This window comes from Lactobacillus kalixensis DSM 16043 (genome assembly GCF_001434335.1).
Taxonomy (GTDB): Bacteria; Bacillota; Bacilli; order Lactobacillales; family Lactobacillaceae; genus Lactobacillus; species Lactobacillus kalixensis.
Genome location: NZ_AZFM01000028.1, coordinates 1 through 25,679 on the forward strand (window position 1 = coordinate 1; position 25,679 = coordinate 25,679).

The window sequence follows — 25,679 nt, forward strand, 5'->3', positions numbered from 1 at the left end:
GTGATACATATCATTGCCAAGCTGCTTTTTCAATATACTTCAGTTTTTGACGCTTACGTAATAGCTTAAATTTTAAACGCTAAAAAAGCATAGAAGAACACCAAATTGTGTCTTCTATGCTTTTCTTTTTGTAGATAATTAATTATCTGTCTTCGTGATTAGTGAAGTAACGGTAATCCTTACTCTTATCAAAGATTACACCACGAGCATTTTCACCATTTGATACTGAGAAGATTGCATCAGGATACTTGTTCTTAACTTCGTCTTCAATCAAACCACGCATCATTTCGTTGTTTGCAAGAACTGAACCAGTCAAAGCAATCTTCATTGGCTTTGGATCTTCGTAATGGTCAAGACCGATAATAATATCACGTGCCAAAAGGTGAGCTTGGTCCTTAATAACTTGGCTAGCGTGCTTGTCGCCACTATCAGCGAGCTTAGCAACATGAACGGCCATACCAGCAACTTCAGGGTTCTTCATCTTGTAGAACTTAGCGTTACATTCATCCATGTGTTCAACGCCAAATAATTCAGTGAACATAGGAATAAGTGCGTTTTCTTCACGCTTGTCCCAGCTCAAAAGTGCTGACTTCATTGCAGCAACTGAGATAGCGTAACCTGAACCTTCATCACCCAAGATGTTACCGTAACCACCAACAGCAATTAAGTGTCCATCTTGTAAGCCGTTGAAGACTGAACCAGTACCAGCGATAACTAAGGCACCATCATCACCTTCAAGACCGTTGTACAAAGCAAGTAAAGAGTCAGTAATTGCACGAGTTGGCAAGTTGTTGATTCGTGAAGAAATAGTTGCAGCAACTTCAGGAGCGTTACCAACAACAGACAAACCAGCAATACCAGCTAAAACGCGTTGGCAGTCGCCATCAAACTTATCTAATAATTCATTAACAACTTCAGCAATGTTGTTAATACCGCCTTCGTAATCGGCATTGATTTGACCTGGTCCGCCTTCAGCACGTCCAAGTTCCTTACCGTCCATGTCATAAGCGATTGCAGTTGAGTGAGTACCACCTGCATCGACACCAATTTGATATTTAAGAGCCATTTATTCACTCTTCTTTCTAATTTTAAATTCTCAAAAATTTGTTAACGCATTCATATTTTATTACAATAAGTTAGCAAAATCTAGTTAAAATAGTTTAAGAATAATAAGACTAATTAATGAAAGTAAAATTCCAATCAAGAAAATCCATGGTATATAAACAAATGTTAATTTATGTTTACCTTTTTTCAAGTCAGAAGCTAAAAAAGTTTTGAGATAAGATTTTGTTTTTAACTTTTTACCATTATCAAAAATGAGCCAATTTCTGCTGTAAGGAATCGTACTGAGTAGGCGCATGTTTTTCTTGGTTGAAAAAGTATTAGTTGTTAGAGTTAACGCCTGCTGCCTTATTTCTGGCTGCCCATTCTTAAATCTATTAATAATTTGTGACATTTTTTCAGTATTCAAGCGGAAAAGTTTGACCTGACTTAAATCAAGTTGGTCTTGTTTCATACCAAATTTAATCATAATCCTAGTGCCTTTTTGATTGTGACCTAAACTGATTAAGCGAACTTGATTATCGCGTACACTCAGGTCGATTTGGTTATTATTAACAGTGAGAGTAGTGTCATTTTCACCAATTCCGTTTGGTAGTTCAAGATAGTAGGCATCATTTGTGTTAATTTTGAGAAGATAAGTGATTTCGCCTTGAATTTTATTTTTATTTTGAGTAAAAGTGTTTTCCGATTCTACCTTATCTTGATGGGCATTTTTCAACTTTGGCTTCGGTAATTTTATTAAACTAAAGAGATTTTCGTTTGAACCTGTCATATTTTTAAACAAAGTCGATTGATTATGGATCGGTTGATCTACATAAAAGTCGGTCTTTTGCTTAGAAGTTGGACTAAAGAAAACTAGAGGCAAAGCTGTATTATTTTTAACTAAAATGAGCTGCTTAAAGTCCTTTTGAATAGCATAACTATCAAGATCCATGCGGTGATTATCGTTGTTATAGACCATTTTTTGATGAGTAGGGATGTTTTTATTAGTCAAATTAGGTTCTATATAATATTTGATTCCTAAGAGTGAATCAGTCAAAGTTGTCCCACCGTTATTAGTGTAAGAATTACTGTTGTGTAGATAACCTAGGTTCGACAGCATAGTCATAGTTTGGCTGTTAGTAATCGAATTAAAATTGGTGATACCGTTATAACCAGAGGTGAAGGGATCATTATCTGAGCGATAGAAAGTCTTTTCAGTTCTATAAAGACTAGAATTCGTATTTTTTAAATAATTGACTACTTGCTGGCTATTTGTCTGGTAATTTTGATAGTCATAATTATTTTGGAAAGACAGGTTGTTCAAAGAAAAAGTTAGGTTGATCGCTGCTTCTAGAATTACGATTATTGATAAAAAGATTGGATCAAATTTGTGTTCAGAATAAATAAAGTAGATAAAGATAAGCGTTAAAGCTACAAATAAAGTTGAAATGAGCAAAGTGGTTTCATCTAAGAAGGCAACATCGTTTTGGACAAAGTACCAGTAACTCACAAGAGCGATACTTAATAAGCCGATGATAATTTTCTTACCCCATTCTAGTGCTGCTTGCTTAGCTAAAAATTGCATCCCTAAATTCAGGCAAAAAAAGATCAAAATAAAGCTAAAACGACCTGGATACCAAACAGGAAATTGTCCTAGGTGCCACAAAAGAACAAATGGTGTAAAAGATAGCGATAAGATCAAAAAAAGTAGTAGAGTTCCGTTAACGAGCCTCTTTTTCCATGAGATTTTTTTACACAGGAAATAGCAAATTGCCAGTAATAAAAATGGCGTAGTCATGAAAATATTAGGTAAGCCAGCTTCCATCTCGTGGAAACTATATGCTCCACTAACTAGCTTGGTTAATTCTTGTTGTAAAGGAAATTGCCAGGATAGAGCCCATTTAGCGGAAGTGTCGGCTTTTCCTTCCAGCATTTCAAAGAATACTGGTAACAGTACAAAGCTGCTTAGAAAGGAAGCTAGGACGCTAGATTTGAAATAATTAAGAAAAACTGGCCAACGTAATCTTTTTTCTTGAAAGAAAAGCTTACTTAACAAATACAAGAAACCAAAGAAAAGCGCCATAACGCCAGTGTAAAAATTAGTAACCCACAAAGCAAAAGTGATTAAAATTAAGTGGTTCTCTTTTCGCATTAAAATTCGGTCAATTGCATTAATTAAAAGCGGCAAAAAAATTACCGAATCTAGCCACATCAAATTGAAATAATTAGCTACCATGTAGCCAGATAAGGCGTAAGCACAACTAGCTCCAAGCGAATAGGCAATTTTATTTTGTTTTTCGCGTCTCCAATAGTAATATGAGGAGAGACCAGCTAGCCCAAATTTCACGCCAATTACCAAATAAACAGCAATTGGCAGTAAATTCTGAGGAAATAGAAATAATATGAGGTTAACCGGGCTCAATAGGTAATAAGCATCGGTAGCAATCATTGAACCTCCAAGACCATTTTGAAAGTTATAAATTAATTTTCCAGGATCGGTCAACAGGTTTTTTCTAAAAAACGAGAGAAAATCAATATATTGCTGTCCTAAGTCAACTGTTAAGATGTTGAACTTTTGAAAGGCAAAATAAATCATAAATGCGGCAAATGGCAGTAAAAAACTGGTCCAATATGTCCAAGTTTGTTTATTTTTTAATTTAGTAGTTAAGAATTTGAAATTTTTATTGTACATCTTTAAATTTTGGCAAAACTCCATTGAGAATCATAGAATTAAAGTATTCTTTTTGTTAAAATAATTTCAGTTTTAGTAAGGGAAGATTTACGTGAATTATTTTAGAAAAAATAGTGGAACTGGTTCAAATAAACAAGCTTCCACACCAATCAGAATGAAGATCATTCTTGGTATTATTTTTGTGTTGTTTGCGCTATTAATCGGCCAGCTTGCATACTTGCAACTAGCTTATGGTTCGAGATTCAAGGCAGAAGTTGCTAAGACTGATTCAACTGTTGTATCAAATCAAGTGCCAAGAGGTGTTATGTATGACGCTAAAGGCCGGATTCTTGTGGGAAACAAGGCAAATAACGCCATCACCTATACAAAGGGTGCATCCACTTCAACTAAGCAAATTTACAATATTTCCAATGCCCTGAGTGCCTACATTAGACTAAATGATGAAAAGCCAACTTCTGAGCAACTAGCTGAATACTATTTGGCAGATCAAGCTAATTCTACAAGAATTCAAGCTAAAATGCCAAAGTCTCAGTTAGATACCAAGAAATACAGTAATAGTGAAATTTATCAGAACGAAATTGCGGCAGTTAAGAAAGAGAAGATTAATTTTACTGATCGTCAAAAAACAGCTGCATTAATTTTTAACAAAATTTCTGGAGCGTATACTTTATCAACGATTTACATCAAGAATAAAGGTCTGACTGATAAAGAAATCGCTGAAGTTGGTGAACACTTGTCAGATTTGCCAGGTGTTGGTATTGGTACTGACTGGGAAAGATCATATCCAAATGGTTCTTCAATTCAAAGTATCATTGGCTCTGTTTCTACAGAAAAATCAGGACTTCCAAGTGACAACTTACAATATTACTTGTCTCAAGGCTATTCTCGTAACGATCGAGTAGGTACTTCATATCTTGAAAAAGAATATGAAAGTTTGTTAAAAGGATCAAAATCAACTAGCGAAGTAATTACTAAAGCTAATGGTGATATCCAACAAACTAAGACGGTTTATAAGGGACAGGCTGGTTCTAGTTTAGTTCTAACAATTGACGCTAAGTATCAAAAACAACTCCAATCAACTTTGAAGAGAGTTTATAATTCTGCTCTAGCTTCTGGTGCTGCTAGATATTCAAGTGGCGCTTACGCAATTGCAATGAATCCAAAGACTGGTGCACTCCTTGGGGTTGCTGGCTTAAGTCATAATCCAAAGACTAATAAAACTGTTGATAATGCCTTAGGGGTAATTAATCAATCCTTTGTTATGGGATCTGTTGTTAAGGGTGCGACTGTTTCTGGTGGTTTGATCAATAATGTTATTACGCCAACAAATAATACTCTTTCAGATGCTGCGGTTTACCTTCCAGGTTCAGCTGTGAAGAAGTCTGTGTACCCAATTGGTACCTTCGGTTCATTAGATGCACCAACTGCGCTTGAAGTTTCAAGTAACATCTACATGATGCACTTAGCAATGAAGTGGGTAGGAGCAAAATATGTTCCTAAGCAATATATTTCAATGCCAAGTAATTCATTTGAAATTTTGAGACGTAACTTCAGTATGTTTGGTTTGGGACAAAAGACCGGTGTTGACTTACCAGGTGAAGTTTCAGGGATTGAAGGTAAAAGCTTTGACTCACAAGGTCGTCTTTTGTCAGGGTCACTTCTTGACTTAGCTTACGGTAACTATGATGCTTATACACCGATTCAATTAGTGCAATATGTGTCAACTATTGCCAATGGTGGTTATAGAATGCAGCCTTACATTGTCCAATCAGTAGGTAGAACCGGTAATAACGGTAAGATCTATGTTAACTACAACAAGAAGCCTAATGTCCAACAAAGAATTCCATGGACACAATCAGAATTAAACGTTGTTCGTGAAGGTTTCTACAGAGTTGTTCATGGTACTAATGGTTGGGGTACCGCTCACCCACTTAAGAATGTTAAACCTTCTATTTCAGGTAAGACTGGTACTGCTCAAACATTCTACTATGATCCAGACAATCCTAATCGAAAGAATCCACCAGAATTAATTAACGCAACCTTTGTCGGTTATGCTCCATCAAGCAATCCAAAACTTGCAATTGCGGTTGTCTTCCCTGGACTTGATCCTGATATGGAAGGTACATACACTTTGCAAGTGGCAAAAGCAATGGTTCAAGATTACTTTAAACTTCATAAATAAAAAAATACTGGTAAAATTGGATTAAAAATGCTATCCTAATACAGTCAGAATAAAAAATTATGTAGGTGGTGAAAGAAATGGCAGATAACATCATTTTGGAATGCACCGAATGTGGCGATAGAAGTTACTTATCTAAGAAGAACAAGCGTAAGCATCCGGAACGTTTAAGTTTAAAGAAGTATTGCCCTGTTGAAAGACACGTAACACTTCACCGTGAAACTAAGTAATAAACCAAAATAGCAGGTTTCTACCTGCTATTTTTTGTTATATAAGGAAAATTGAGATTGAATAAGAAAGATTTGAGAAAAAAACAATTAGCTATTTTGAATGAATTTGCTTTAACTGGCGAAAAGAAAAAAGAAGATCAGAAGTTACTTAATAAATTAATCAACTCTAAGCTACTTGAGAATGCCCAGACAATTGGAATTACTTCATCTTTAAATCAAGAAGTCGATACTTCAAAAATCATTGCACATTTATGGGATTTAGGTAAAGAAGTATATTTAGCTAGAACTGAACCTAATCGGGTCATGCACTTTGTTTATTATACTTATCGCTCAAAACTTACTAAGAATAAGATGGGGATTGAAGAAATTACTGATCAAAATGCAGAAGTTAAAGATGATTTAGATTTATTATTGGTACCTGGTTTGGCTTTTGCATTAGATAGCCATCAAAGATTAGGATTTGGTGGCGGATTTTACGATCGCTTTTTAGAAAAACATGCAGAAATTAAGACTGTATCTTTAGTCAATTCCAAAATGATGTATGAAACAGCCATTTGGCCTCTTGATCAAACAGATATTCCAGTTGAAACTTTAGTAACTACTGATAAAATTATTACTAATTAGTTTTTTGAAAAAGGGGGATAACATGGACCAAAAAAATTCTTTTCGACAGTCTTCAATCCGGGGCACCATTATCGTAATCTCTGTTTGTGTCGTTATGTTCTTACTTGAGTGCGTAATGAGTGGTTCACAAAACACTACAACTTTAATGAGACTTGGCGCAATGAATAATATTGCAGTTGCAGTAGCCCATCAATGGTGGCGGTTATTTACTGCACAATTCTTGCACATCGGTGTTTGGCACTTAGTTACTAATATTGTCATGATCTATTACATGGGAACATTAATTGAGCCATCACTTGGATTAACGCGCTTTTTAACAATTTATTTATTATCAGGTATCGGTGGTAATTTATTCAGCTTCGCTTTTGGTAGTGATACTTCGGTTAGCGCCGGCGCTTCTACAGCTTTATTTGGGTTATTTGGCGCTGTAGTAGCTTTAGGACTCAGACATCGCGATAATCCCACTGCAGCTTTTGCGGCTCGTCAGGCCTTTGTTTTAGCGCTTATCAATTTGGCAATTGATCTCTTCTTGCCAAATATTGATATTTGGGGTCACCTTGGTGGTTTAGTCTTTGGCTTTTTATTAGAGTTCTTACTAGCCGATCGCTTCTTCAAGAAAGTTAATCCGAAACTTTTCAGTGTTGTCTTGGCAATTTTGATTTTCTTAGTTGTGGTTGCTGTAAGATTAGGGATGGTAATTAATTACTAATGAAAACTTTATATGATGTCCAACAACTTTTAAAAAAATATGGTGTCCTAGTGCATGTTGGTAAGAGAAAATGGGACATTGAATTAATGGCATTAGAGCTTGATAATATTTATCACACTAATTTGTTGGATAAGCACGATTATCTAGTGGCAAAAATGATCTTGCAAAGAGAATATGAGTACGAGCAACATCATTCAGATGAATTCAAAAATGAATAGCTAACTTGCCGATTTAGCGGTATCATACTTATTGAGAGATTTTTAGAAGGACGAAAATATTTTATGAATAGTTTTTTAGTTATTTTAGATATTATTTTAATTATCATTTTATTAGCTTTTGCTGGAATCTGGGCATGGAATAAGATTCAAGCGAAAAGAATTGGTGGACAATTAGATAATGATAGCTTCAAGCAAGGGATGCGTAAGGCTCAAATCGTCGATTTAAGAGAAAAAGCCCCATTTAAGCGTAAGCATATTGATGGTGCTAGAAACTTGCCTTACACTATGATTAAGTACAATTATTCAGAACTTCGTCCAGATTTGCCTGTTTATTTATATTCAGATTCACAATCAATTACTTTAAGAGCGGCAAGATTCTTGAAGAAGAAGGGTTTTACTTCAATTCACTGGTTAAAGGGTGGCTTTGACCAATGGGATGGGAGAACTAAAGCCTCAAAATATTAATTAATAAGAGTTTGGCATAATACCAGACTCTTTTTTGCTATTAGTAAAGGATAAAAAATGCAAAAAGTTTTAGTAATTATTGGTCCAACTGCGGTTGGTAAAACTGCTCTAGCGATTGATTTAGCTAGAAAACTGAACGGTGAAATCGTTTCTGGAGATTCAATGCAAGTTTATAAAGAAGTCTCTATTGGAACAGCAAAGGCGACTGCAGAAGAGCAAGCCCAGGTTAAGCACTATTTGGTTGACACGCGTTCAGTTTTTGAAGAATTTTCGGTAAAAAATTTTGTTGATGAAGCTACAGCTGCAATTGATGAAATTACTAAAAAAAATAAATTGCCAATTGTTGCTGGTGGAACGGGCTTTTATGTTAATGCTTTGCTCAACAAGCTGCAATTAGGTGAAAAAACGCCTGAAGAAACGCGAATTACGAAAAAATGGGAAGACTATTTGGCCGAAAATGGTCCACAAAAGTTGTGGGATGAATTGAATAAAAAAGATCCAGAAGCTGCTTCCAAAATTCCGGTAAATAATGCTCGTCGAACCTTGCGCGCGTTAACTGTTATTGATCGAATTGGTAAAAAGTTTTCTGAACAACAAGAAAAGATCGAACCAAGGTATAATTATCTTATTATTGGGCTTAATTCTGATCGTAATAAAATCTATGAGCGAATTAACAAGCGGGTTGACCTAATGATGGATGAGGGAATTCTTGATGAAGCTAAATTCATTTATGATAGTCAAGATCGTGAATACCAGGTACTGCAAGCAATTGCTTATAAAGAATTCTTTCCATACTTTGAAGGAGAACAGACTTTAGAAGATTGTGTAAACCAATTAAAGACTTCTTCAAGAAGGTATGCGAAAAGACAACTGACATATTTTAGAAATAAGTTACCAGTGGTCTGGTTTGATCCGTTGAAAGATAAAAATTATGAGAAAGAGATTTTAGAAAGAATAGAAAGGTGGCTTAAGAGCTGATAAAAGTACACTTTGATAAAAATAAAGAATCTATAAAAATAAAAAAATATTGTTAGACCAATTTGACTTTTGTTAATTGGTCTGCTATTGTAATAGTCAAGTTCTAAGACAACAAATAAAATTGCAAATAGAACTAGACCAATTGATAGTTATTATGATTTTTTAGGTGAAAAACTATGACAAAAACAGTTACTGCAGATGATATTAGAAAAAGTGTTGAAGAAAACGATGTTCGTTTCTTAAGATTGTCATTCACTGACATAAACGGAACTTTAAAGGCTGTTGAAGTTCCAAAGAGCCAATTAGACAAGGTTTTATCTAACGAAATTCGTTTCGATGGTTCTTCAATCGATGGTTTCGTTAGAATCGAAGAAAGTGACATGGTTTTATATCCTGACCTCTCAAGTTGGATGGTATTGCCATGGACAGACAAGACTGGTGGTAAGATCGGTCGTTTGACTTGTTCAGTTCATAAGACTAATGGTGAACCATTTGAAGGTGATCCAAGAAACAACTTGAAGCGTATTCTTAAGCAAATGGAAGACATGGGCTTCTCAGACTTTGATATTGGTTTTGAAGCTGAATTCCATTTATTCAAGTTAAGCGAAGATGGCAATTGGACTACTGAAGTTCCAGATAACGCTTCATACTTCGATATGACTTCAAGTGACGAAGGTGCAGAATGCCGTCGTGATATTGTTGAAACTTTGGAAAGCATTGGCTTTGAAGTTGAAGCTGCTCACCACGAAGTAGGTGCTGGTCAACAAGAAATCGACTTTAGATTCGATGATGCTTTAACTACTGCTGACCGTGTTCAAACTTTCAAGATGGTTGTAAGACAAATTGCAAGACAACATGGCTTGTATGCAACCTTTATGGCTAAGCCAATTGAAGGTGAAGCAGGTAACGGTATGCACAACAACATGTCATTGTTTAAGGATGGCAAGAATGCTTTCTACGACGCAAATGGTGAATACCACTTGTCAGACACTGCTTTATTCTTTTTAAACGGTCTTTTGGAACACGCACGTGCAATTACTGCAATTGCTAACCCAACTGTTAACTCATACAAGCGTTTAATTCCAGGTTTTGAAGCTCCAGTTTACATTTCATGGGCTACTAAGAACCGTTCACCACTTGTACGTATTCCTGACGCTGAAGAAATTAACACTCGTTTGGAAATGCGTTCAGCTGACCCAACTGCAAACCCATACTTACTTCTTGCCGCATGTTTAGCTGCAGGTTTGCAAGGTATTAAGGAAGCTAAGAAGCCAATGGCTCCAATTACTTCAAATGTTTTTGAAATGAGTGAAAAAGAAAGGGAAGAACGTGGTATCAAGCCATTACCATCAACTCTTCACAACGCTCTTAAGGCTTTCAAGGCTGACGATTTGATCAAGAGTGCCTTAGGTGAACACTTAACTCAAAGCTTCATTGATTCTAAAGAATTGGAATGGTCACAATACAACCAATCAGTTTCAGATTGGGAAAGAAACCGTTACATGGGCTATTAATCGGTCTAACTTAACAAAAATAAAATTTATAAGACTAGTTTCTTTGACTAGTCTTATTTTTTTTGCTTAAAAATTGTTACAATAGATAGAAAGAATAGAAAATAAAGTGAGGAAAAAATTATGGCAGATGAAATTACTGTAAACTTCGAAGCTAAAAATCCAAGTGGAATTAAATTATTGAATCGTTTGTACGAAGGACATTTAGTATTAAATGATATTGGTGTTCGCTTAGATGAACAATTGACTAAGGGTGAAGAATTAACTGTTCCAACTGAAGAAGACATGAAGAACATTAACGAAACCTTTGGTAAGACAGTTAGTGCTTTCACTGATATTGCTGAAGCATATGGCGACGTTAACAACTTTGCTAATAATTTTGCTGGCGATACTAAAGACTTCGCTGAAAAGTTGATTACTGAGATGGTTAACTTCAACGATGGTGTAGCCGATATTGCGGATACCGAAGGCGGACTTGCAGCTTATGATGACGACAAACTTAATGATTGGGTTAATCGAGTAATGGGCGACATTGTTGAAACCAATGATGCCTTCAATACTTTGGTTCAAGAAGATAAAGACTAAATCATGAAAAAAAGTATTTATACTAAAGATGTAATCTTGGTTATGTCCGCTTCTTTCTTCTTTATGTTTAGCGTAATGTTTATTAATCCGTTAATTAACGGTTATGCAATTCATTTAGGAGCAAGCAGCGCATTTGCTGGACTAGTCGTTGGTATTATGAGTATTGCTTCCATGTTCCTTCGGCCAGTTGCCGGAAATTTAACCGATAAATTTTCAAAATATCGCTTATCTCTAATCGGTGGGATTTTGATCTTCTTGGGAGTGTTAGGCTATATTCTCGCTCCTTCAAGTGGCTGGCTATTATTATTCAGATTGATCAATGGGGCAGGATTTGTTCTTTGCACGGTCTGCATGACTACGTGGCTAGCGTTTTTAGTTCCACGCCAGTATGTTGGTCAAGCGATGGGCTTTTATGGCCTAATGAACGCTTTGTCAATGGCCGTTGCACCAGCGATTGCAATTAATACCTATAAGACTATTGGGTATCGTGAGTCGATTATTATTGCAGCGGTAGCGGCCTTACTCATGGTGATTTCCATTCAATTTGTTGGTGATCATGCCGTTCCAAGAACTAATAATCAGAAGAAAAAGCCAAAACGCGGGTTCAAGATTATCCAGATGAATGTTCTTCCAGTAGCAATTTTGACAACTTTGTTCTCACTGCCATATTTTACAACCCAAGCCGATATTGTAACTTACGTTGAAAGACGGCATGTAAATGTGGCGGTTGGGTCATACTTCTTGATCTATGCGATAGTGTTATTAGCAATTAGAATTCTTCTAAAATCTAAATTTGATACAGTTCGGTTTGGAATTTGGTTTTGGATCAGTATTGTTTCAACCACACTCTACATTTTGCTTTTAGGATTTATGAAAACCAATTGGGAGATGGCATTAGCAGCTGCTGGAATGGCTGCAGGGTATGGAATTATTTATTCTATTTTGCAGTCAACCGCCTTGTTGTTGGCACCGATTAGTGAACAGGGACTAGCTAGCTCGACTTTTTATTTAGGGCTTGATATCGGGATGGCTTTAGGTCCAATCTTAGGAGGAATTATTGCCAGCAGTTTACCAGCAGAATTATTCTATCCAGTTGAATTAGTCCTTATTCCTGTCGCAATTTTAGTATATTTTATTTATCGCAAGAGATTGAATGGCGCTATTGATCACCATTAGGAGAAAAAATATGAGTGAATATTTAGTAAAAAGTCATTTAGGTAAAGAAGAATGGCAAATTTTCAATCAAGTTCGCGATCATGAATTCGTGTGTGATACTGTTGAAAATGATGCTGGTCCTAATCCAGTTGAATATTTAGCTGGTTCAGTTAATTCTTGCATAGTGATGTCTGCAGGGATGGTCGTTAAATCTCGGCAGTTAGATGTGACGAATTTTAGAGTTGAAAATACTGCAGAAACCGAAAACTTGGGGCATGGTAAATCAATAGTGTCCAAGATGGCGATTAAGGTGTTCTTTGATAGTTCAATGACAGATGAAGAAAAACAAAAGTTTTTAGATTTTGTTTTGCATGTGTCAACTGTCTATCAAACAGTTAAACAAGCAGTTGATATCGAAGTGAAAATTGCATAAAAAAAGCCGCTTAACGCGGTTTTTTATTTTGTACTATTTTCCTTTTTGAATTCGTAAAGCTTCATAAATTGGGCGACCACCAATTAAGTCTAGAACGTAGTAAGCAACAAAAGTGGTGATGACCATTGGTAGAACTTGCTCGACAGTTCCCACCATTTCAGTAACCAAGATGATAGCTGTAAATGGTGCTTTTTCAATTGCGCCGAAATATGCGGCCATTGAAATAATTACAATATGTGGGAAATAGGTTGAGCTAATTAAGTTGCACTGGATTAATGAATTAGCAAAGAAGACCCCCAGCAAGGTACCCAAAACAAGAATTGGCATAAAGATACCACCTGGCACTGATGAACCATACGATAGCATTGAGAAGACATACCGAATTAAAAATAGGAGAAGTGGCATCAGTAACAGTGAAATTGAACCAAGATGAGTATTCGTAATCAAATTTTGATTAAACAAAGTTGTAATTAAAACGTGAGATCCACCCAACAATTTTGCATTAAAAATACCAACCGGGATGATTAATAGGAAAGGAATAATGCTATGATATTTTGCAGGAATAATAGTAAGTTTTGAAAAAATTGGCTTTAAACTTAATAAACAAAATTGGTAAACATAAGCAAGTAAACCTAAAACAATACCGATTAATGGTAAATAAATATATGCAGTTAATGGTAAATATCCTTTGACAGGTAAATAAAGGCAGGGTTTAGTACCCAAGAAGAATACGGTTACTAAGTCAGCCGAAAAACAAGCAATTAATGCGGAAATGATTTTATCGGGTTTAAAATTAAAAGTGATCTCTTCAACTAAAAAGATTGCTCCTGCTAAAGGCGCACTAAAAGCCGCGGATAATCCAGCCGCTACTCCCGCTTCTTGAAGTGTTCTTGCTTCATCTTCATCAACTTTAAAGGCACTTTCTGCGTAACCTTGGCCAATCATTGCTCCCATTTGAATACAAGGACCTTCACGCCCAAGCATCAACCCGGGACAGATTGCAAGCAATCCTCCGACAAATTTTCGCCAAAGAATCTGCCACCAGTTCATTTTATTTTCTCCGAGCAAAGCTGCTTCCACTTGAGGGACACCAGAACCAACTAGATTATCAAGATAAGGACCAGTGATTTTCCCTAGAAGAAAACAAATAATTACCATTAATAAACCATATGGAATTATCAAAAGCCAATTACGACTCATTTGCGGATAGATTGTAAACAAGAGATCCATTGTATGATCAATAATCCAACGAAAGATACTGACGACCACTCCCGTGGTGACACCCACAATCAAAGAGTGGAATAATAGACCGATTCTGTTAGAAGTAAATGGCGGGTTTAAAACCTGTGTTGCTTTTTTTATCATATGTTCCTCACGTATTATATTTACATAACTTTATCGTAGCACAAAAAAAGACCTAAAGTATCACCTTAGGTCATTTGATTTGAATTATTTTTGACTTATTTCCAGTTCCATGGATCTTCGTGCCAGTGGCGTAATACTTCGTATTGATCGCTACTGATGTGGCTTGATTCTTTTTCCTTCTTTAATAATTCTGGGTAAGAAAGAAGTGGCGCATATTTGACGTTTGCCTTAGCAAAGTTTTTCTTAGCATCAGGTAAGTAGTAAGTAAAAATTGAGCTAACACCAATAACTTGGCCGCCGTCTTTTTCAGTTGCCTTTACAGCGTTTAAAACTGAGCCGCCAGTAGTAATTAAGTCGTCAATTAAAACAATCTTATCATCTTTAGTAAAGCGGCCTTCAATTTGCTTGCCTTTGCCGTGATCCTTTGGCTTTGGACGCACATAAATCATTGGTAAGTGCATTTCTTCAGCAATCCAAGCTGCGTGAGGAATACCAGCTGTAGCGACACCACCGATAATTGTTACGTCAGGGAATTCTTCTTTGATTAATGTTGCTAAGTCTTGTGCAATCCAGTGACGTAATTCTGGGTAAGAAACAGTCAATCTTAAGTCAGTATAAATTGGTGAAAGCATCCCACTAGCGTAAATGAATGGCTTGTCAGGTGAGATAGTGATGATTTTTTCTTCAATTAATTTAGAAATAATTTGGTCTTTATGCATTTTAATTAAACTCCTTCTTGATTGCTTCATAAGCGGCTTGTGGGTCACTTGCTAAGGTGATGGGACGACCGACAACGATCGCACTTGAGCCAAACTCTTTAGCTTGACTTGGTGTGGCAATGCGAGATTGGTCATCGCTTGAATTTTCTTTAGGACGAATACCTGGAGTGACGTATAAGAAGTCGTCGCCAACTTTTTCTCTCAATTCACGCACTTCAAGTGGGGAACAGATCACGCCGTCTGCACCAGCCTTTTTCGCAGTTTGAGCAAGGCTGACAACTTGCTCATTCATTGGCAAGCTGCAATTTTGTTCATTTTTTAAAACTTCATCAGAAATTGATGTGAGTTCAGTTACTGCCAGAAGCTTCGGCACTGTTTTGCCAACAGGTGTCCCGGCAATCAAGCCTTCTTTTGCTGCATGGATCATTTGACTGCCGCCAAGAGCGTGAACGGTTGTGTAGGTAATGCCCAAGCGAGCTAATTGCTTCGCACCGTTATAGACAGTGTTGGGAATGTCGTGCAACTTAAGATCCAAAAAGATGTTATAACCTTGATCAGATAGCTTTTTAACCAGTTCACTACCGGTGTGGTAAAAAAGCTCCATCCCAACTTTGATAGTTGTTTCATCAGGTTTGCCTAACTTATCAAGAATTTTTTGTAATTTTTCTGAATTATCTACATCAAGAGCAACGATTACAGGTTTATTCATTTTTCCTCCGTATAGAAAAAAGCCTATTCTTGGTGCAGAGAAACGCAACCAAGGATAGACTTCGTCCTGGTTAATTTAAGTCGTATTATAACTTGCGGTCTCTCTGTACCGTTTAAAGTTTCATTTGAAATGAGTTTAACACCAGAAAAAATAAAAAACAACTATAAATTTTATATTTGAAAAAATAAAAATTGAGTGTACAATTAAGCAAAAAAATAAGCGAGTGTCTGTGAGCATTCATTTTTGGAGGAAAATTATGACTAATATTAGTGTAAAATTGCCAGGACTTAACTTGAAAAATCCAGTAATGCCAGCAAGTGGTACTTTTGGCTTCGGTGATGTACCAGCTGCTCAGAAATTTGATCTTAACAAATTAGGGGCAATGGTAATTAAAACAACAACACCTCATGCGACAACTGGTAATCCGCAACCGCAAATTCACGTCCTTGATGATGGCGTTTTAAATTCAGTTGGATTAACCAATCCTGGAGTTGATGTGGTAATTGATGAGAAGTTAACTGCGCTTAAAGAGAAATATCCGGAACTACCTATCATCGCAAGTGTTGGTGGTGATAGTGAAGCTGATTATGTGGAAGTAGCTAAGAAATTATCTGACTCCGGCTTGGTTAATGCGCTAGAAATTAATGTTTCTTGTCCAAATGTTGCTCGCGGAGGGATGAGTTTCGGTGTTCATCCTGATGTGGTTGAAGATTTAACTAAAAAAATTAAAGCAGTTGTTAATGTGCCAATTTACGTAAAATTAACGCCTAATGTGACTGATATCACGGCAGTTGCTAAAGCTGCAGAAAAAGGCGGCGCTGATGGCTTATCTTTGATCAATACAGTTCTTGGGATGGAAATTGATGTTAAGACACGTAAGCCAGTTTTAGGTAATAACATGGGTGGCTTATCCGGACAAGCGGTTAAAGCAATTGCACTAAGAATGGTTTATCAAGTAAGACAAGCTACAAACTTGCCAATCATTGGTATGGGCGGAATTGAGAGTGCTGAAGATATCGTTCAATTCTTGCTTGCAGGTGCTAATGCGGTAGCAGTTGGGTCAGCACACTTCCACGATTCTTTAGCGTGTCCACATCTAGCCGAAGAATTGCCGGCTCTACTTGAAAAGCTTGGTGTTGATGATGTCAATGACTTGGTTGGTCAAGTGGAATTGAATTAGTTGTGGCAGCTTCTAATTATTGACAAAAATATCTATCGACAGTATATTTAAAACGCTGACTAGCAAAGCGTTTTTTAACAGGTGAAAGACTTAATAAAAGCTCCTAGTCCATGTGATTAAGGAGCTTTTTGTATGAAAGGAAAAAAGATGACAAAAGAAATCTGGGATGCGTTAGCAATGAAACGTGCGTTGACACGTATCACTTATGAAATTATCGAACGTAATAAAGGTACTGAAAATTTGGTACTTGTTGGGATTAAAACTCGTGGTGTTTATTTAGCTAAAAGAATTCACGATCGTATTAAAAAGCTTGAAGGAGTAGACGTACCTTTAGGCGAACTCGATATTACTTTGTATTGTGATGACCGTCATGACGCTTCTTTAAAGCAAGATCCAGTGATTAATTCAGAAGAGATTGGCGTTGATATCGATGATAAGAATGTTGTCTTGGTTGATGATGTAATTTACACTGGTCGAACTATCCGTGCCGCAATGGATGCTTTAATGGATCAAGGGCGTCCAAGTTCCATTGCAGTTGCCGTTTTAGTTGATCGTGGCCACCGTGAATTGCCAATTCGTGCCGACTTTATTGGTAAGAATATCCCGACTTCTGCAGACGAACAGGTATCTGTCAGCGTTATAGAAAAAGACGGCAAGGATTCGGTCGAACTTAAGGCTTTGCCAAAGTAAAAGGGGAGGTGAAATTTATGGAAACTTCAGGATCTATTATGTATTTTTTATAATTTTACTATCTTACAAAAAATTAACTGAGTTAAAACCACCTGACAAACGTTGCTAATTAAAGTAACTTTAAATCAATAAATGTCCTTTAAAATTAGTCCCGTGAGGCTAGCAAGGCAGACTTAAGTTTCTGTTGATGTATCGAAAAGGACGGCAAAGATTTCTTTGCCAATGTAAAACTTAAAATCAAAAGTTCAACCATTTAATTGACTCCAGAGAGGGCCAGAAGGGTTGCTGAATTTTTCGCATACATACACTTGTGAAGAAGAAGCCTGGAGCAATTAAATGCTTCAGGCTTTTTTTGCTAGAAAGAATTTTGGAATGGAAACTATTAATTACGTCAACTTGGAAAATTTTGTTAGTGTTGAAGATTTATCCGAAGATGAAGTTACAGCTTTGATCAAGCGTGCTGAGTACTTCAAGCAAGGCGGTGCAGTACCTAAGTTAACTAAGCCAGTGTATGTAACCAACATGTTCTTCGAAGATTCAAGTAGAACTCACACCAGCTTTGAAATGGCAGAAAGAAAGATGGGCTTAACGGTTATTCCTTTTGATCCGGCACACTCATCAGTTAACAAAGGTGAAACATTGTATGACACCTCGCTAATCATGAATGCATTGGGCGTTGATCTTGAAGTAATTCGCCACTCACAAAATGAATATTACGAAGATCTTATTCATACTGGTGACTACCAACATTTAAACATCGGTATCGTTAACGCCGGTGACGGCAGCGGTCAACATCCCTCACAATGCTTACTTGACATGATGACGATTCATGAACACTTCGGTCATTTCAAAGGCTTGAAAGTCGCAATTGTCGGCGACATCACTAATTCCCGCGTTGCTAAAAGTAACATGGAGTTACTTAACCGCCTTGGCGCAGAAGTTTACTTCTCAGGTCCAGACTACTGGTATGATTCAGCCTTTGATAAATACGGTAAATTCGAAGAACTCGATAAGTTAATTCCAGAAATGGACGTCATGATGTTGCTCAGAGTCCAACATGAACGCCACGCTGGTGACCCTAACGAAAGGAAATTTGACGCACAAGCTTACCATGAGAAATACGGCATCAACCAAAAGCGGTACGATCAATTGAAGGATGACACGATCATCATGCATCCCGGTCCAATCAATCATGATGTTGAACTAGCGGGCAAATTGGTTGAAGCACCTAAATCAATGTTTTTCAAGCAAATGCAAAACGGCGTCTTCATGCGAATGGCAATGATTGAAGCAGTTATGCGCGGTAGACACTTGGGAGGACTCAACTAATGACTACAGTAATTAAAAATGGCACCGTTTATCAAAACGGCAGATTAATCAAAGCGGATGTCCTTATCGAAAATAATAAAATCAAAGCGGTTGGCGAAAATTTATCAGGTGATCAAGTAATCGATGCTACCGACAAGCTTGTAAGTCCTGGTCTAGTTGATCTGCATGTGCACTACCGCGAACCTGGTCAAACTTACAAAGAAGACATTCATACAGGAAGCATGGCAGCAGCTCGCGGTGGGTTTACCACAGTTGGTGCAATGCCGAACGTGACTCCAGTTCCTAACACTCCAGATTTAATTGAAAATATGATCAAGCTCAATCATGAAAAAGGTCTAGTTCACATCTTGCAATATGCACCTGTGACTAAGGATCAAACTTCAGATGAAGTTTTAGATTATGCAGCTCTTAAAAAAGCTGGCGCCTTTGCCTTAAGTAATGACGGTCACGGCATCCAAAACGCTCAAACAATGTACTTGGCAATGAAGAAGGCTAAGGAAAATAACTTGATCATTGCAGCTCACTGCCAAGATGATTCCCTTTATCAAAAAGGTGTCATCAATGAAGGGGCTAAGGCTAAAGAATTAAACTTGCCAGAAATTTCAGGACTAGCAGAAACCACACAAATTGCCCGCGACTTACTTTTAGCTCAAGAAACAGGTTGCCACTACCACATTTGTCACGTTTCAAAAGCTGCTAGTGTGGAACTTGTTCGCATGGCAAAATCCCGCGGCATTAACGTTACCTGCGAAGCTGCACCGCACTACTTACTGTTAACAGATAGCGACATCCCTAGTGACAATGCTTACTACAAGATGAATCCACCACTTCGCTCAAAAGAAGATCAAGCCGCTTTAGTCGTAGGTTTGCTCGATGGCACGATCGATTTCATTGCTACAGATCACGCTCCACATGCTAAGAATGAAAAAGATGGTGGCTTTATGAAAGCTGCCTTCGGAATTACCGGAAGTGAAACTGCTTTCTCAACTTTGTATACCAAATATGTCAAAACCGGCATTATCAAGCTAGAAAAATTGCTTAGTTTAATGTCAGATGCACCAGCAGAGAAGTTTGGTTTAACTAGCTGCGGCCATTTGGAAGCAGGAGCTGAAGCTGACATTGCAATTTTCGATTTAGAGCACGAAACAACTTTAGAAGAAAAAGATTACGCTTCTAAAGGCGTTAATACACCATTTACTGGAAAAAAGGTATATGGTGAAACTGTAATGACAATGGTTAGCGGAAAAGTAGTTTATACAAGGGGTGAATAAGGAATGCTGAGATATTTAATATTAGAAGACGGCAGCGTTTATGAAGGCGAAGCCTTTGGTGCTGATAAAGAGACAATGGGTGAAGTTGTGTTTACAACAGGGATGACAGGTTACCAAGAAGCCATTACGGATCAGTCATATGCCGATCAAATTCTGGTCTTTACTAATCCATTAATTGGGAATTACGGTATTACCTTAGCCGATTACGAATCACTTGAGCCCCAGATTAAAGGTGTGATTTGCCACCAAGTTGCCAATCGTCCAACTAACTGGCGTATGCAAACAACTTTGCCAGAATTTTTGAAGAATATTGATGTTCCTGGAATTCAAGGTATTGATACACGTGAATTGGTTAAAAAACTCCGTGTTCATGGTACTTTAAGAGGTAAAATTTCTGATAGTAAAGATGATGCTGATAAAGTTGCAGCAATCTTGCGCCAAAAGAATGTTACTCAAGGGATTATTTCTAGAGTTTCAACTAAAACGCCTTATCCAGTACCAGGTTCTAAACGTAATATTGTTGTAATTGACTTCGGAATTAAGCACAGTATTTTAAGAGAACTTGCAGAGCGCGACTGTAACTGTATTGTTTTGCCATATACCGCAACTGCCGAAGAAGTCCTTTCACTTCATCCAGATGGAGTACTGCTATCTAACGGCCCTGGTGATCCGGAAGAAATGGCAGCCAATGGCGCTACCGATATGGTTCGCGAAGTCGAAAAGCATGTGCCACTCTTTGGGATCTGTATGGGGCACCAAGTTTTCGCTTTAGCTAACGGCGCAAAAACTTACAAGATGAAATTTGGTCACCGCGGCTTTAATCACCCAGTGCGTGAAATTGCTACAGGTAACATTGGTTTTACTTCTCAAAATCACGGCTATGCCGTTGATGGCGATTCAATTGATAAAGATAATTTGATGATTACTCATATTGAAGTAAACGATGATACTGTAGAAGGACTTCGTCATAAGAAGTATCCAGCCTTTTCAGTCCAATTCCACCCAGATGCCACTCCTGGTCCACACGATGAAGAATCATTATTCGATGACTTCATGGCAATGATTGATCAAAGAAAGGAAGAGAAGAACAATGCCTAAGAGAAAAGATATTCATAAAATTATGGTGATCGGTTCTGGTCCAATTATTATTGGTCAAGCAGCCGAATTTGATTATTCTGGTACCCAGGCTTGTCTTGCTCTTCGTGAAGAAGGATACGAAGTTGTCTTAGTTAACTCAAACCCTGCAACAATCATGACTGATACCACGATCGCAGATAAGGTCTACATTGAGTCATTAACTGTTAAGTCTATTTCAAGAATTATCCGTCAAGAATATCCAGATGCAATCTTGCCAACACTTGGTGGACAAGTAGGGTTGAACATGGCTCTAGCACTTTCTAAGAGCGGAATTTTGGATGAATTAAATATTGAACTCTTGGGTACCAAGTTAAGATCAATTGAACAAGCTGAAGATAGAGAAGAGTTCAAGGAATTGTGTAAGTCATTGGGTGAACCAGTTCCACCATCTCTGACCGTTCATCATGTACAAGAAGCTTTGGACTTCGCTGATAAAATTGGCTACCCAATCATTGTTCGTCCAGCCTTTACTATGGGTGGTACTGGTGGTGGTATCTGCAGCGACCGTGAAGAACTTGAACGTATTTGTAAGAATGGTTTGGAACTTTCACCAGTAACTGAGTGTTTGATTGAAAAGTCAATTGCGGGCTACAAGGAAATCGAATTCGAAGTTATGCGTGATAGTGATGATAATGCCATGATTGTTTGTTGTATGGAAAACTTCGATCCAGTTGGCATTCACACGGGAGACTCTATTGTCTTTTCACCAGCTCAAACATTGAGTGATAAGGAGTACCAAATGCTTAGAGATTGTTCTCTTAAGCTTATCCGCGCTCTTAAGATTGAAGGGGGATGCAACGTTCAGTTAGCTCTTGACCCTAATAGTTTTGATTATGATGTAATCGAAGTAAATCCGCGTGTATCTCGTTCAAGCGCGTTAGCTTCTAAGGCAACGGGATATCCAATTGCCAAGATGGCTGCTAAAATAGCGGTTGGGATGACTTTGGATGAAATTAAGAATCCGGTAACTGGAACTACTTACGCTGAATTTGAACCAGCACTGGATTATGTCGTATGTAAGATTCCACGGTTCCCATTTGATAAATTCCCTAAGGCTGACCGCAATTTAGGTACACAAATGAAAGCTACTGGAGAAGTTATGGCAATTGGTAGAACTGCAGAAGAAGCTTTTCAAAAGGCAGTCCGCAGTCTTGAAATTGATGAAAAAGATCTCTATTCTCGCCATGCTCACAAATCAACGGATGATCAGATTGATGAAAAGTTGGTAAAAGCACAAGACGACCGCCTTTTCTACATTGCCGAAGCTTTCAGAAGAGCTTATAACATCGAAGATGTCCATGAATTAACTAAGATTAACCTTTATTTCTTAGATATTGTGAAGCATATGGTTGATCTTGAAAAGAAAATTCAAGAGCATCCAAGTAATGTTGAAGTTTTGAAGACTGCTAAGAAGTACGGCTTTAGTGATGAAACAATTGCTAGCTTATGGCATGAAACTCCAGATCAAGTTCGCGCTTTACGTAAAGAAAATAAGATCATTCCAGTTTATAAGATGGTCGATACTTGTGCGGCTGAATTTGAATCACAAACGCCATATTTCTACTCAACTTATGATAATGGTGAAAATGAAAGTCACAAATCAGGTGAAAAGTCAGTTTTAGTTATTGGTTCAGGTCCAATCAGAATTGGACAAGGTGTTGAATTTGACTATGCAACAGTTCACTGTGTTAAGGCACTTCAAAAGATGGGCTACGAAGCAATAGTTGTTAACTCTAACCCAGAAACTGTATCAACCGACTTTTCTGTTTCAGATAAACTTTACTTTGAACCGTTAACTCTTGAAGATGTTTTGAACATTTGTGATTTGGAAGAGCCAGAAGGAGTAATTGTCCAATTTGGTGGTCAAACTTCAATTAATTTAGCGGCTGGACTTGAAGAACACGGCATTAAGATCTTAGGGACTAGCGTTGAAGACCTCAATCGTGCTGAAGATCGTGAACTGTTCGATGAAATTATTAAAGATTTACATTTGAATCAACCACAAGGTTTAACTGCAACTACTCATGAAGGCGTAATTGAAGCTGCCAATAAGCTTGGCTATCCAGTTTTAGTTCGTCCTTCGTATGTCCTTGGTGGTAAGGCAATGGAAATTGTTTATAACCAAGCTGAACTTGAAGAATATCTACATGATCACGTAGATATTGCAGCTGATCACCCAATTTTAGTTGATGACTATCTTGATGGGCGTGAATGTGATGTCGATGCAATTAGTGATGGTAAGACTGTGTTATTGCCAGGAATCATGGAACATATCGAACACGCTGGGGTACACTCAGGTGACTCCATGGCTGTATATCCACCACAAACTTTCGATGATGATATTAAACAAAAGATTACTGAAGTAACTCGTGAACTTGCATTAAAGCTTAATTGTAAGGGGATCATGAACATTCAGTTTATCGTGCGTGATGGTGAAGTCTATGTTATCGAAGTAAACCCAAGAGCCTCAAGAACTGTTCCATTCTTGAGTAAAATTACTGGCATTGAAATGGCGCAAGTTGCTACGCGTGTGATTATGGGTGAAAGTTTGGCCGAGCAAGGTTACAGCGATGGCTTAGCTCCAGAGCCTGAAATGATTAGTGTTAAAGCTCCAGTCTTCAGTTTCAGTAAGTTAGCTGATGTTGATTCATACCTTGGGCCTGAAATGAAATCAACTGGTGAAGTAATGGGAAGTGATCACACCTTTGCCAAAGCTTTGTTTAAGGCATTTGCAGGTGCAAAGATGGAATTACCAGAAAATGGTAACGTCTTGCTTACAATTGAAGACCGCGATAAGGAAAAGATTTTGCCAATTGCAAAACGTTTTGCAAGAATTGGTTACCGTATTTTTGCAACAGAAGGAACGGCGAAGTTCTTGCGCGAACATGGTTTACATGTTGATGAAGTTTCCAAAGTTAGTGAAGCTGGAGACAACAACATCTTAGATGAACTACGTGATGATAAGATTGATCTTGTAATTAATACGATGGGGCATGATCTTGAAAAGACTTCTGATGGTTTCATTATTCGTCAAACAGCGATTCAACAGAATGTACCATTAGTAACGGCATTAGATACAGCAGATGCGTTACTTACTGCACTTGAGAATAGATCATTTGCTACTGAAAGTTTGGATTAGTAATAAAAAACTGGGTACAAAACCCAGTTTTTTTGCTATTTCCTTACAAAGTAAGGTAAAATATATGTAAGAAAAAGTAAGGAGGTATTAGCATGATTGTTGACGCAAAAATGACTTCAAAAAATCAAATTACTATTCCCAAAGCAGTTCGTGATTTTTTGCAACTCTCGGAAAACGATACTATTGAGTTTAATGTAGAAGATGATGGTGTAACAATTCAACGTAAAAAAGATGATTTTTGGGGTGTCGCTGAAAAACAAAGAGTTAAATATGGAGTTGTTAATACTCCAGAAATTGATTGGGGTAAGGATGTTGGCTCGGAGGTTATAGATTGATGTATAGTCAAGGTGATGTGTTATGGATAGATCTGAATCCTACGAAAGGAAATGAAGAAGGGAAAAAAAGACCGTGTATTGTTGTAAGCAATAATCACTATCAAGATTTTTTTAACACGGTTATTGTGATTCCGATTAGTTCATCTGAGAAATATCGTAAAGAAAAGAGATATACTAAATCAATGTTTTTTGTACCTATTGCAACCAAGCATTTTGAAGGTACAGCTTTACTTCAACATCTTAGAACTATTGATCCTCACATTCGTGCGCAAAAATCTCCAATCGATCATCTTGATAAGATAACTATGAGTAAGATCACAAATGTTGTAAAGCATTTTTGGTAAGAACGTTTTTTGACCTGATTCGCCAGACAGCGATTCAACAGAATGTTGCTCTTAATTAATTATTTGAATGAAATTAACAAAGTCTATTAAATCTTGGTGTTAATAAAGCCTTGATTTAATAGGCTTTTTTTGTGTAAAACAAAGTAATTTAAATTAAAGCAATAATTTTTAGTCGTATTCGAAGAATTTGGGACACGTGAAAATGGTTGTGATAATCTTTATCACGAAATATATGGGACAAAGTGTAAAAGTGATAGTTAAGCAAAATTAGATGGCAAAATTAATATCATTTAGATATTAGGGAATAGAAAGAGACTATGAGAAATAAAAAATATTTTTTAGCAATTATTGGTGGAATAATTATTATTTTTGTGGCCTTTATAGTGATTTTTATTAATCAAAGTAACAAAGAAAACGATTTTCTTGCTAGAAATAAAAATTCTGATACTGGATTGAAGTTTGAAAAAACAAAATCTAGTCAATCTAGTTCTACTAAGTCTAAAGACGGCTTTTCAAATGATGAATGGATGTTTATGGGGTACATGTCCTATGCACATGATAATTATGTACAAAGCCGCCATATAAAAACATTCTAAGCTTAATAGTGAATTAATTATCCGACGGGATAATTGATTCAC

At 37.2% G+C, this 25,679-nt stretch carries 25 protein-coding genes; 20 read left to right on the forward strand and 5 right to left on the reverse strand.

What is annotated here, in order from left to right; translation table 11 throughout:
* Nucleotides 1-142 precede the first annotated feature (142 nt).
* Both FC46_RS07595 and FC46_RS07600 read right to left on the reverse strand, forming a co-directional pair.
* On the reverse strand, nt 143-1,066 hold the full coding sequence (locus FC46_RS07595) for an N-acetylglucosamine kinase (RefSeq protein ID WP_057799421.1): 924 nt from the start codon (nt 1,064-1,066) through the stop codon (nt 143-145).
* 84 nt (nt 1,067-1,150) lie between these two features.
* The gene (locus tag FC46_RS07600; protein WP_057799423.1) at nt 1,151-3,736 is read right to left on the reverse strand and encodes a YfhO family protein; all 2,586 of its coding nucleotides are present in this window, start codon (nt 3,734-3,736) and stop codon (nt 1,151-1,153) included.
* A 91-nt stretch (nt 3,737-3,827) separates the two neighbouring features.
* Here FC46_RS07600 and FC46_RS07605 point away from each other — a divergent pair, with 91 nt between their 5' ends.
* The 11 genes from FC46_RS07605 to FC46_RS07655 all read left to right on the forward strand — a co-directional run bounded on the left by FC46_RS07605 (nt 3,828) and on the right by FC46_RS07655 (nt 12,823).
* Nucleotides 3,828-5,918, forward strand: a complete 2,091-nt coding sequence (locus tag FC46_RS07605; protein ID WP_057799425.1) for a peptidoglycan D,D-transpeptidase FtsI family protein — start codon at nt 3,828-3,830, stop codon at nt 5,916-5,918.
* Nucleotides 5,919-5,995: 77 nt separating this feature from the next.
* The gene (rpmG, locus tag FC46_RS07610) at nt 5,996-6,145 is read left to right on the forward strand and encodes a 50S ribosomal protein L33 (protein WP_004046092.1); all 150 of its coding nucleotides are present in this window, start codon (nt 5,996-5,998) and stop codon (nt 6,143-6,145) included.
* Between the two features lie 57 nt (nt 6,146-6,202).
* Nucleotides 6,203-6,769: a 5-formyltetrahydrofolate cyclo-ligase gene (locus tag FC46_RS07615; protein WP_057799427.1), complete on the forward strand. Its 567-nt coding sequence runs from the start codon at nt 6,203-6,205 to the stop codon at nt 6,767-6,769.
* Between the two features lie 22 nt (nt 6,770-6,791).
* On the forward strand, nt 6,792-7,478 hold the full coding sequence (locus tag FC46_RS07620; RefSeq protein WP_057799430.1) for a rhomboid family intramembrane serine protease: 687 nt from the start codon (nt 6,792-6,794) through the stop codon (nt 7,476-7,478).
* On the forward strand, nt 7,478-7,696 hold the full coding sequence (locus tag FC46_RS07625) for a YqgQ family protein (RefSeq protein WP_057799432.1): 219 nt from the start codon (nt 7,478-7,480) through the stop codon (nt 7,694-7,696). The genes FC46_RS07620 and FC46_RS07625 overlap by 1 nt, the downstream gene beginning before the upstream one ends.
* A 63-nt stretch (nt 7,697-7,759) precedes the next feature.
* On the forward strand, nt 7,760-8,161 hold the full coding sequence (locus tag FC46_RS07630; RefSeq protein ID WP_057799434.1) for a rhodanese-like domain-containing protein: 402 nt from the start codon (nt 7,760-7,762) through the stop codon (nt 8,159-8,161).
* A 57-nt stretch (nt 8,162-8,218) separates the two neighbouring features.
* Nucleotides 8,219-9,139 carry a tRNA (adenosine(37)-N6)-dimethylallyltransferase MiaA gene (gene miaA, locus FC46_RS07635; RefSeq protein WP_057799435.1) on the forward strand — a complete coding sequence of 307 codons (921 nt, stop codon included), beginning with the start codon at nt 8,219-8,221 and terminating at the stop codon, nt 9,137-9,139.
* 176 nt (nt 9,140-9,315) lie between these two features.
* Nucleotides 9,316-10,653, forward strand: a complete 1,338-nt coding sequence (gene glnA / locus FC46_RS07640) for a type I glutamate--ammonia ligase (protein WP_057799437.1) — start codon at nt 9,316-9,318, stop codon at nt 10,651-10,653.
* A 120-nt stretch (nt 10,654-10,773) separates the two neighbouring features.
* On the forward strand, nt 10,774-11,235 hold the full coding sequence (locus FC46_RS07645) for a hypothetical protein (RefSeq protein WP_057799439.1): 462 nt from the start codon (nt 10,774-10,776) through the stop codon (nt 11,233-11,235).
* A 3-nt stretch (nt 11,236-11,238) separates the two neighbouring features.
* On the forward strand, nt 11,239-12,411 hold the full coding sequence (locus tag FC46_RS07650) for an MFS transporter (RefSeq protein WP_057799442.1): 1,173 nt from the start codon (nt 11,239-11,241) through the stop codon (nt 12,409-12,411).
* A 10-nt stretch (nt 12,412-12,421) separates the two neighbouring features.
* Nucleotides 12,422-12,823, forward strand: coding sequence for an OsmC family protein (locus tag FC46_RS07655; protein WP_057799444.1), 402 nt, complete (start codon nt 12,422-12,424; stop codon nt 12,821-12,823).
* Nucleotides 12,824-12,856: 33 nt separating this feature from the next.
* Here FC46_RS07655 and FC46_RS07660 read toward each other — a convergent pair whose 3' ends face one another.
* The 3 genes from FC46_RS07660 to pyrF all read right to left on the reverse strand — a co-directional run bounded on the left by FC46_RS07660 (nt 12,857) and on the right by pyrF (nt 15,616).
* Nucleotides 12,857-14,188: a ClC family H(+)/Cl(-) exchange transporter gene (locus tag FC46_RS07660; protein WP_057799446.1), complete on the reverse strand. Its 1,332-nt coding sequence runs from the start codon at nt 14,186-14,188 to the stop codon at nt 12,857-12,859.
* A 95-nt stretch (nt 14,189-14,283) separates the two neighbouring features.
* Nucleotides 14,284-14,907: an orotate phosphoribosyltransferase gene (gene pyrE / locus FC46_RS07665; protein WP_057799448.1), complete on the reverse strand. Its 624-nt coding sequence runs from the start codon at nt 14,905-14,907 to the stop codon at nt 14,284-14,286.
* 1 nt (nt 14,908) lies between these two features.
* Nucleotides 14,909-15,616, reverse strand: coding sequence for an orotidine-5'-phosphate decarboxylase (pyrF, locus tag FC46_RS07670; RefSeq protein ID WP_057799450.1), 708 nt, complete (start codon nt 15,614-15,616; stop codon nt 14,909-14,911).
* 256 nt (nt 15,617-15,872) lie between these two features.
* Between pyrF and FC46_RS07675 the strand changes: the two genes are divergently transcribed.
* The 9 genes from FC46_RS07675 to FC46_RS07715 all read left to right on the forward strand — a co-directional run bounded on the left by FC46_RS07675 (nt 15,873) and on the right by FC46_RS07715 (nt 25,637).
* Nucleotides 15,873-16,796, forward strand: a complete 924-nt coding sequence (locus tag FC46_RS07675; RefSeq protein ID WP_057799452.1) for a dihydroorotate dehydrogenase — start codon at nt 15,873-15,875, stop codon at nt 16,794-16,796.
* 147 nt (nt 16,797-16,943) lie between these two features.
* A complete protein-coding gene (pyrR, locus tag FC46_RS07680) occupies nt 16,944-17,486 on the forward strand; it encodes a bifunctional pyr operon transcriptional regulator/uracil phosphoribosyltransferase PyrR (protein ID WP_057799466.1) in 543 nt (180 codons plus the stop codon).
* A 372-nt stretch (nt 17,487-17,858) separates the two neighbouring features.
* Nucleotides 17,859-18,815, forward strand: coding sequence for an aspartate carbamoyltransferase catalytic subunit (locus FC46_RS07685; protein WP_057799468.1), 957 nt, complete (start codon nt 17,859-17,861; stop codon nt 18,813-18,815).
* Complete coding sequence (locus tag FC46_RS07690) at nt 18,815-20,086, forward strand: dihydroorotase (RefSeq protein WP_057799454.1); 1,272 nt, start codon at nt 18,815-18,817, stop codon at nt 20,084-20,086. Before FC46_RS07685 ends, FC46_RS07690 begins: the two co-directional genes overlap by 1 nt.
* Nucleotides 20,087-20,089: 3 nt before the next feature.
* A complete protein-coding gene (gene carA, locus FC46_RS07695) occupies nt 20,090-21,184 on the forward strand; it encodes a glutamine-hydrolyzing carbamoyl-phosphate synthase small subunit (RefSeq protein WP_057799456.1) in 1,095 nt (364 codons plus the stop codon).
* Complete coding sequence (gene carB / locus FC46_RS07700; protein ID WP_057799458.1) at nt 21,177-24,362, forward strand: carbamoyl-phosphate synthase large subunit; 3,186 nt, start codon at nt 21,177-21,179, stop codon at nt 24,360-24,362. Before carA ends, carB begins: the two co-directional genes overlap by 8 nt.
* Before the next feature lie 92 nt (nt 24,363-24,454).
* Entirely contained in the window at nt 24,455-24,697 is a 243-nt protein-coding gene (locus FC46_RS07705) for an AbrB/MazE/SpoVT family DNA-binding domain-containing protein (protein ID WP_057799460.1), read from the forward strand.
* Nucleotides 24,697-25,041: a type II toxin-antitoxin system PemK/MazF family toxin gene (locus FC46_RS07710; RefSeq protein ID WP_057799462.1), complete on the forward strand. Its 345-nt coding sequence runs from the start codon at nt 24,697-24,699 to the stop codon at nt 25,039-25,041. Before FC46_RS07705 ends, FC46_RS07710 begins: the two co-directional genes overlap by 1 nt.
* 317 nt (nt 25,042-25,358) lie before the next feature.
* Nucleotides 25,359-25,637, forward strand: a complete 279-nt coding sequence (locus tag FC46_RS07715; RefSeq protein ID WP_057799464.1) for a hypothetical protein — start codon at nt 25,359-25,361, stop codon at nt 25,635-25,637.
* Nucleotides 25,638-25,679 lie beyond the last annotated feature (42 nt).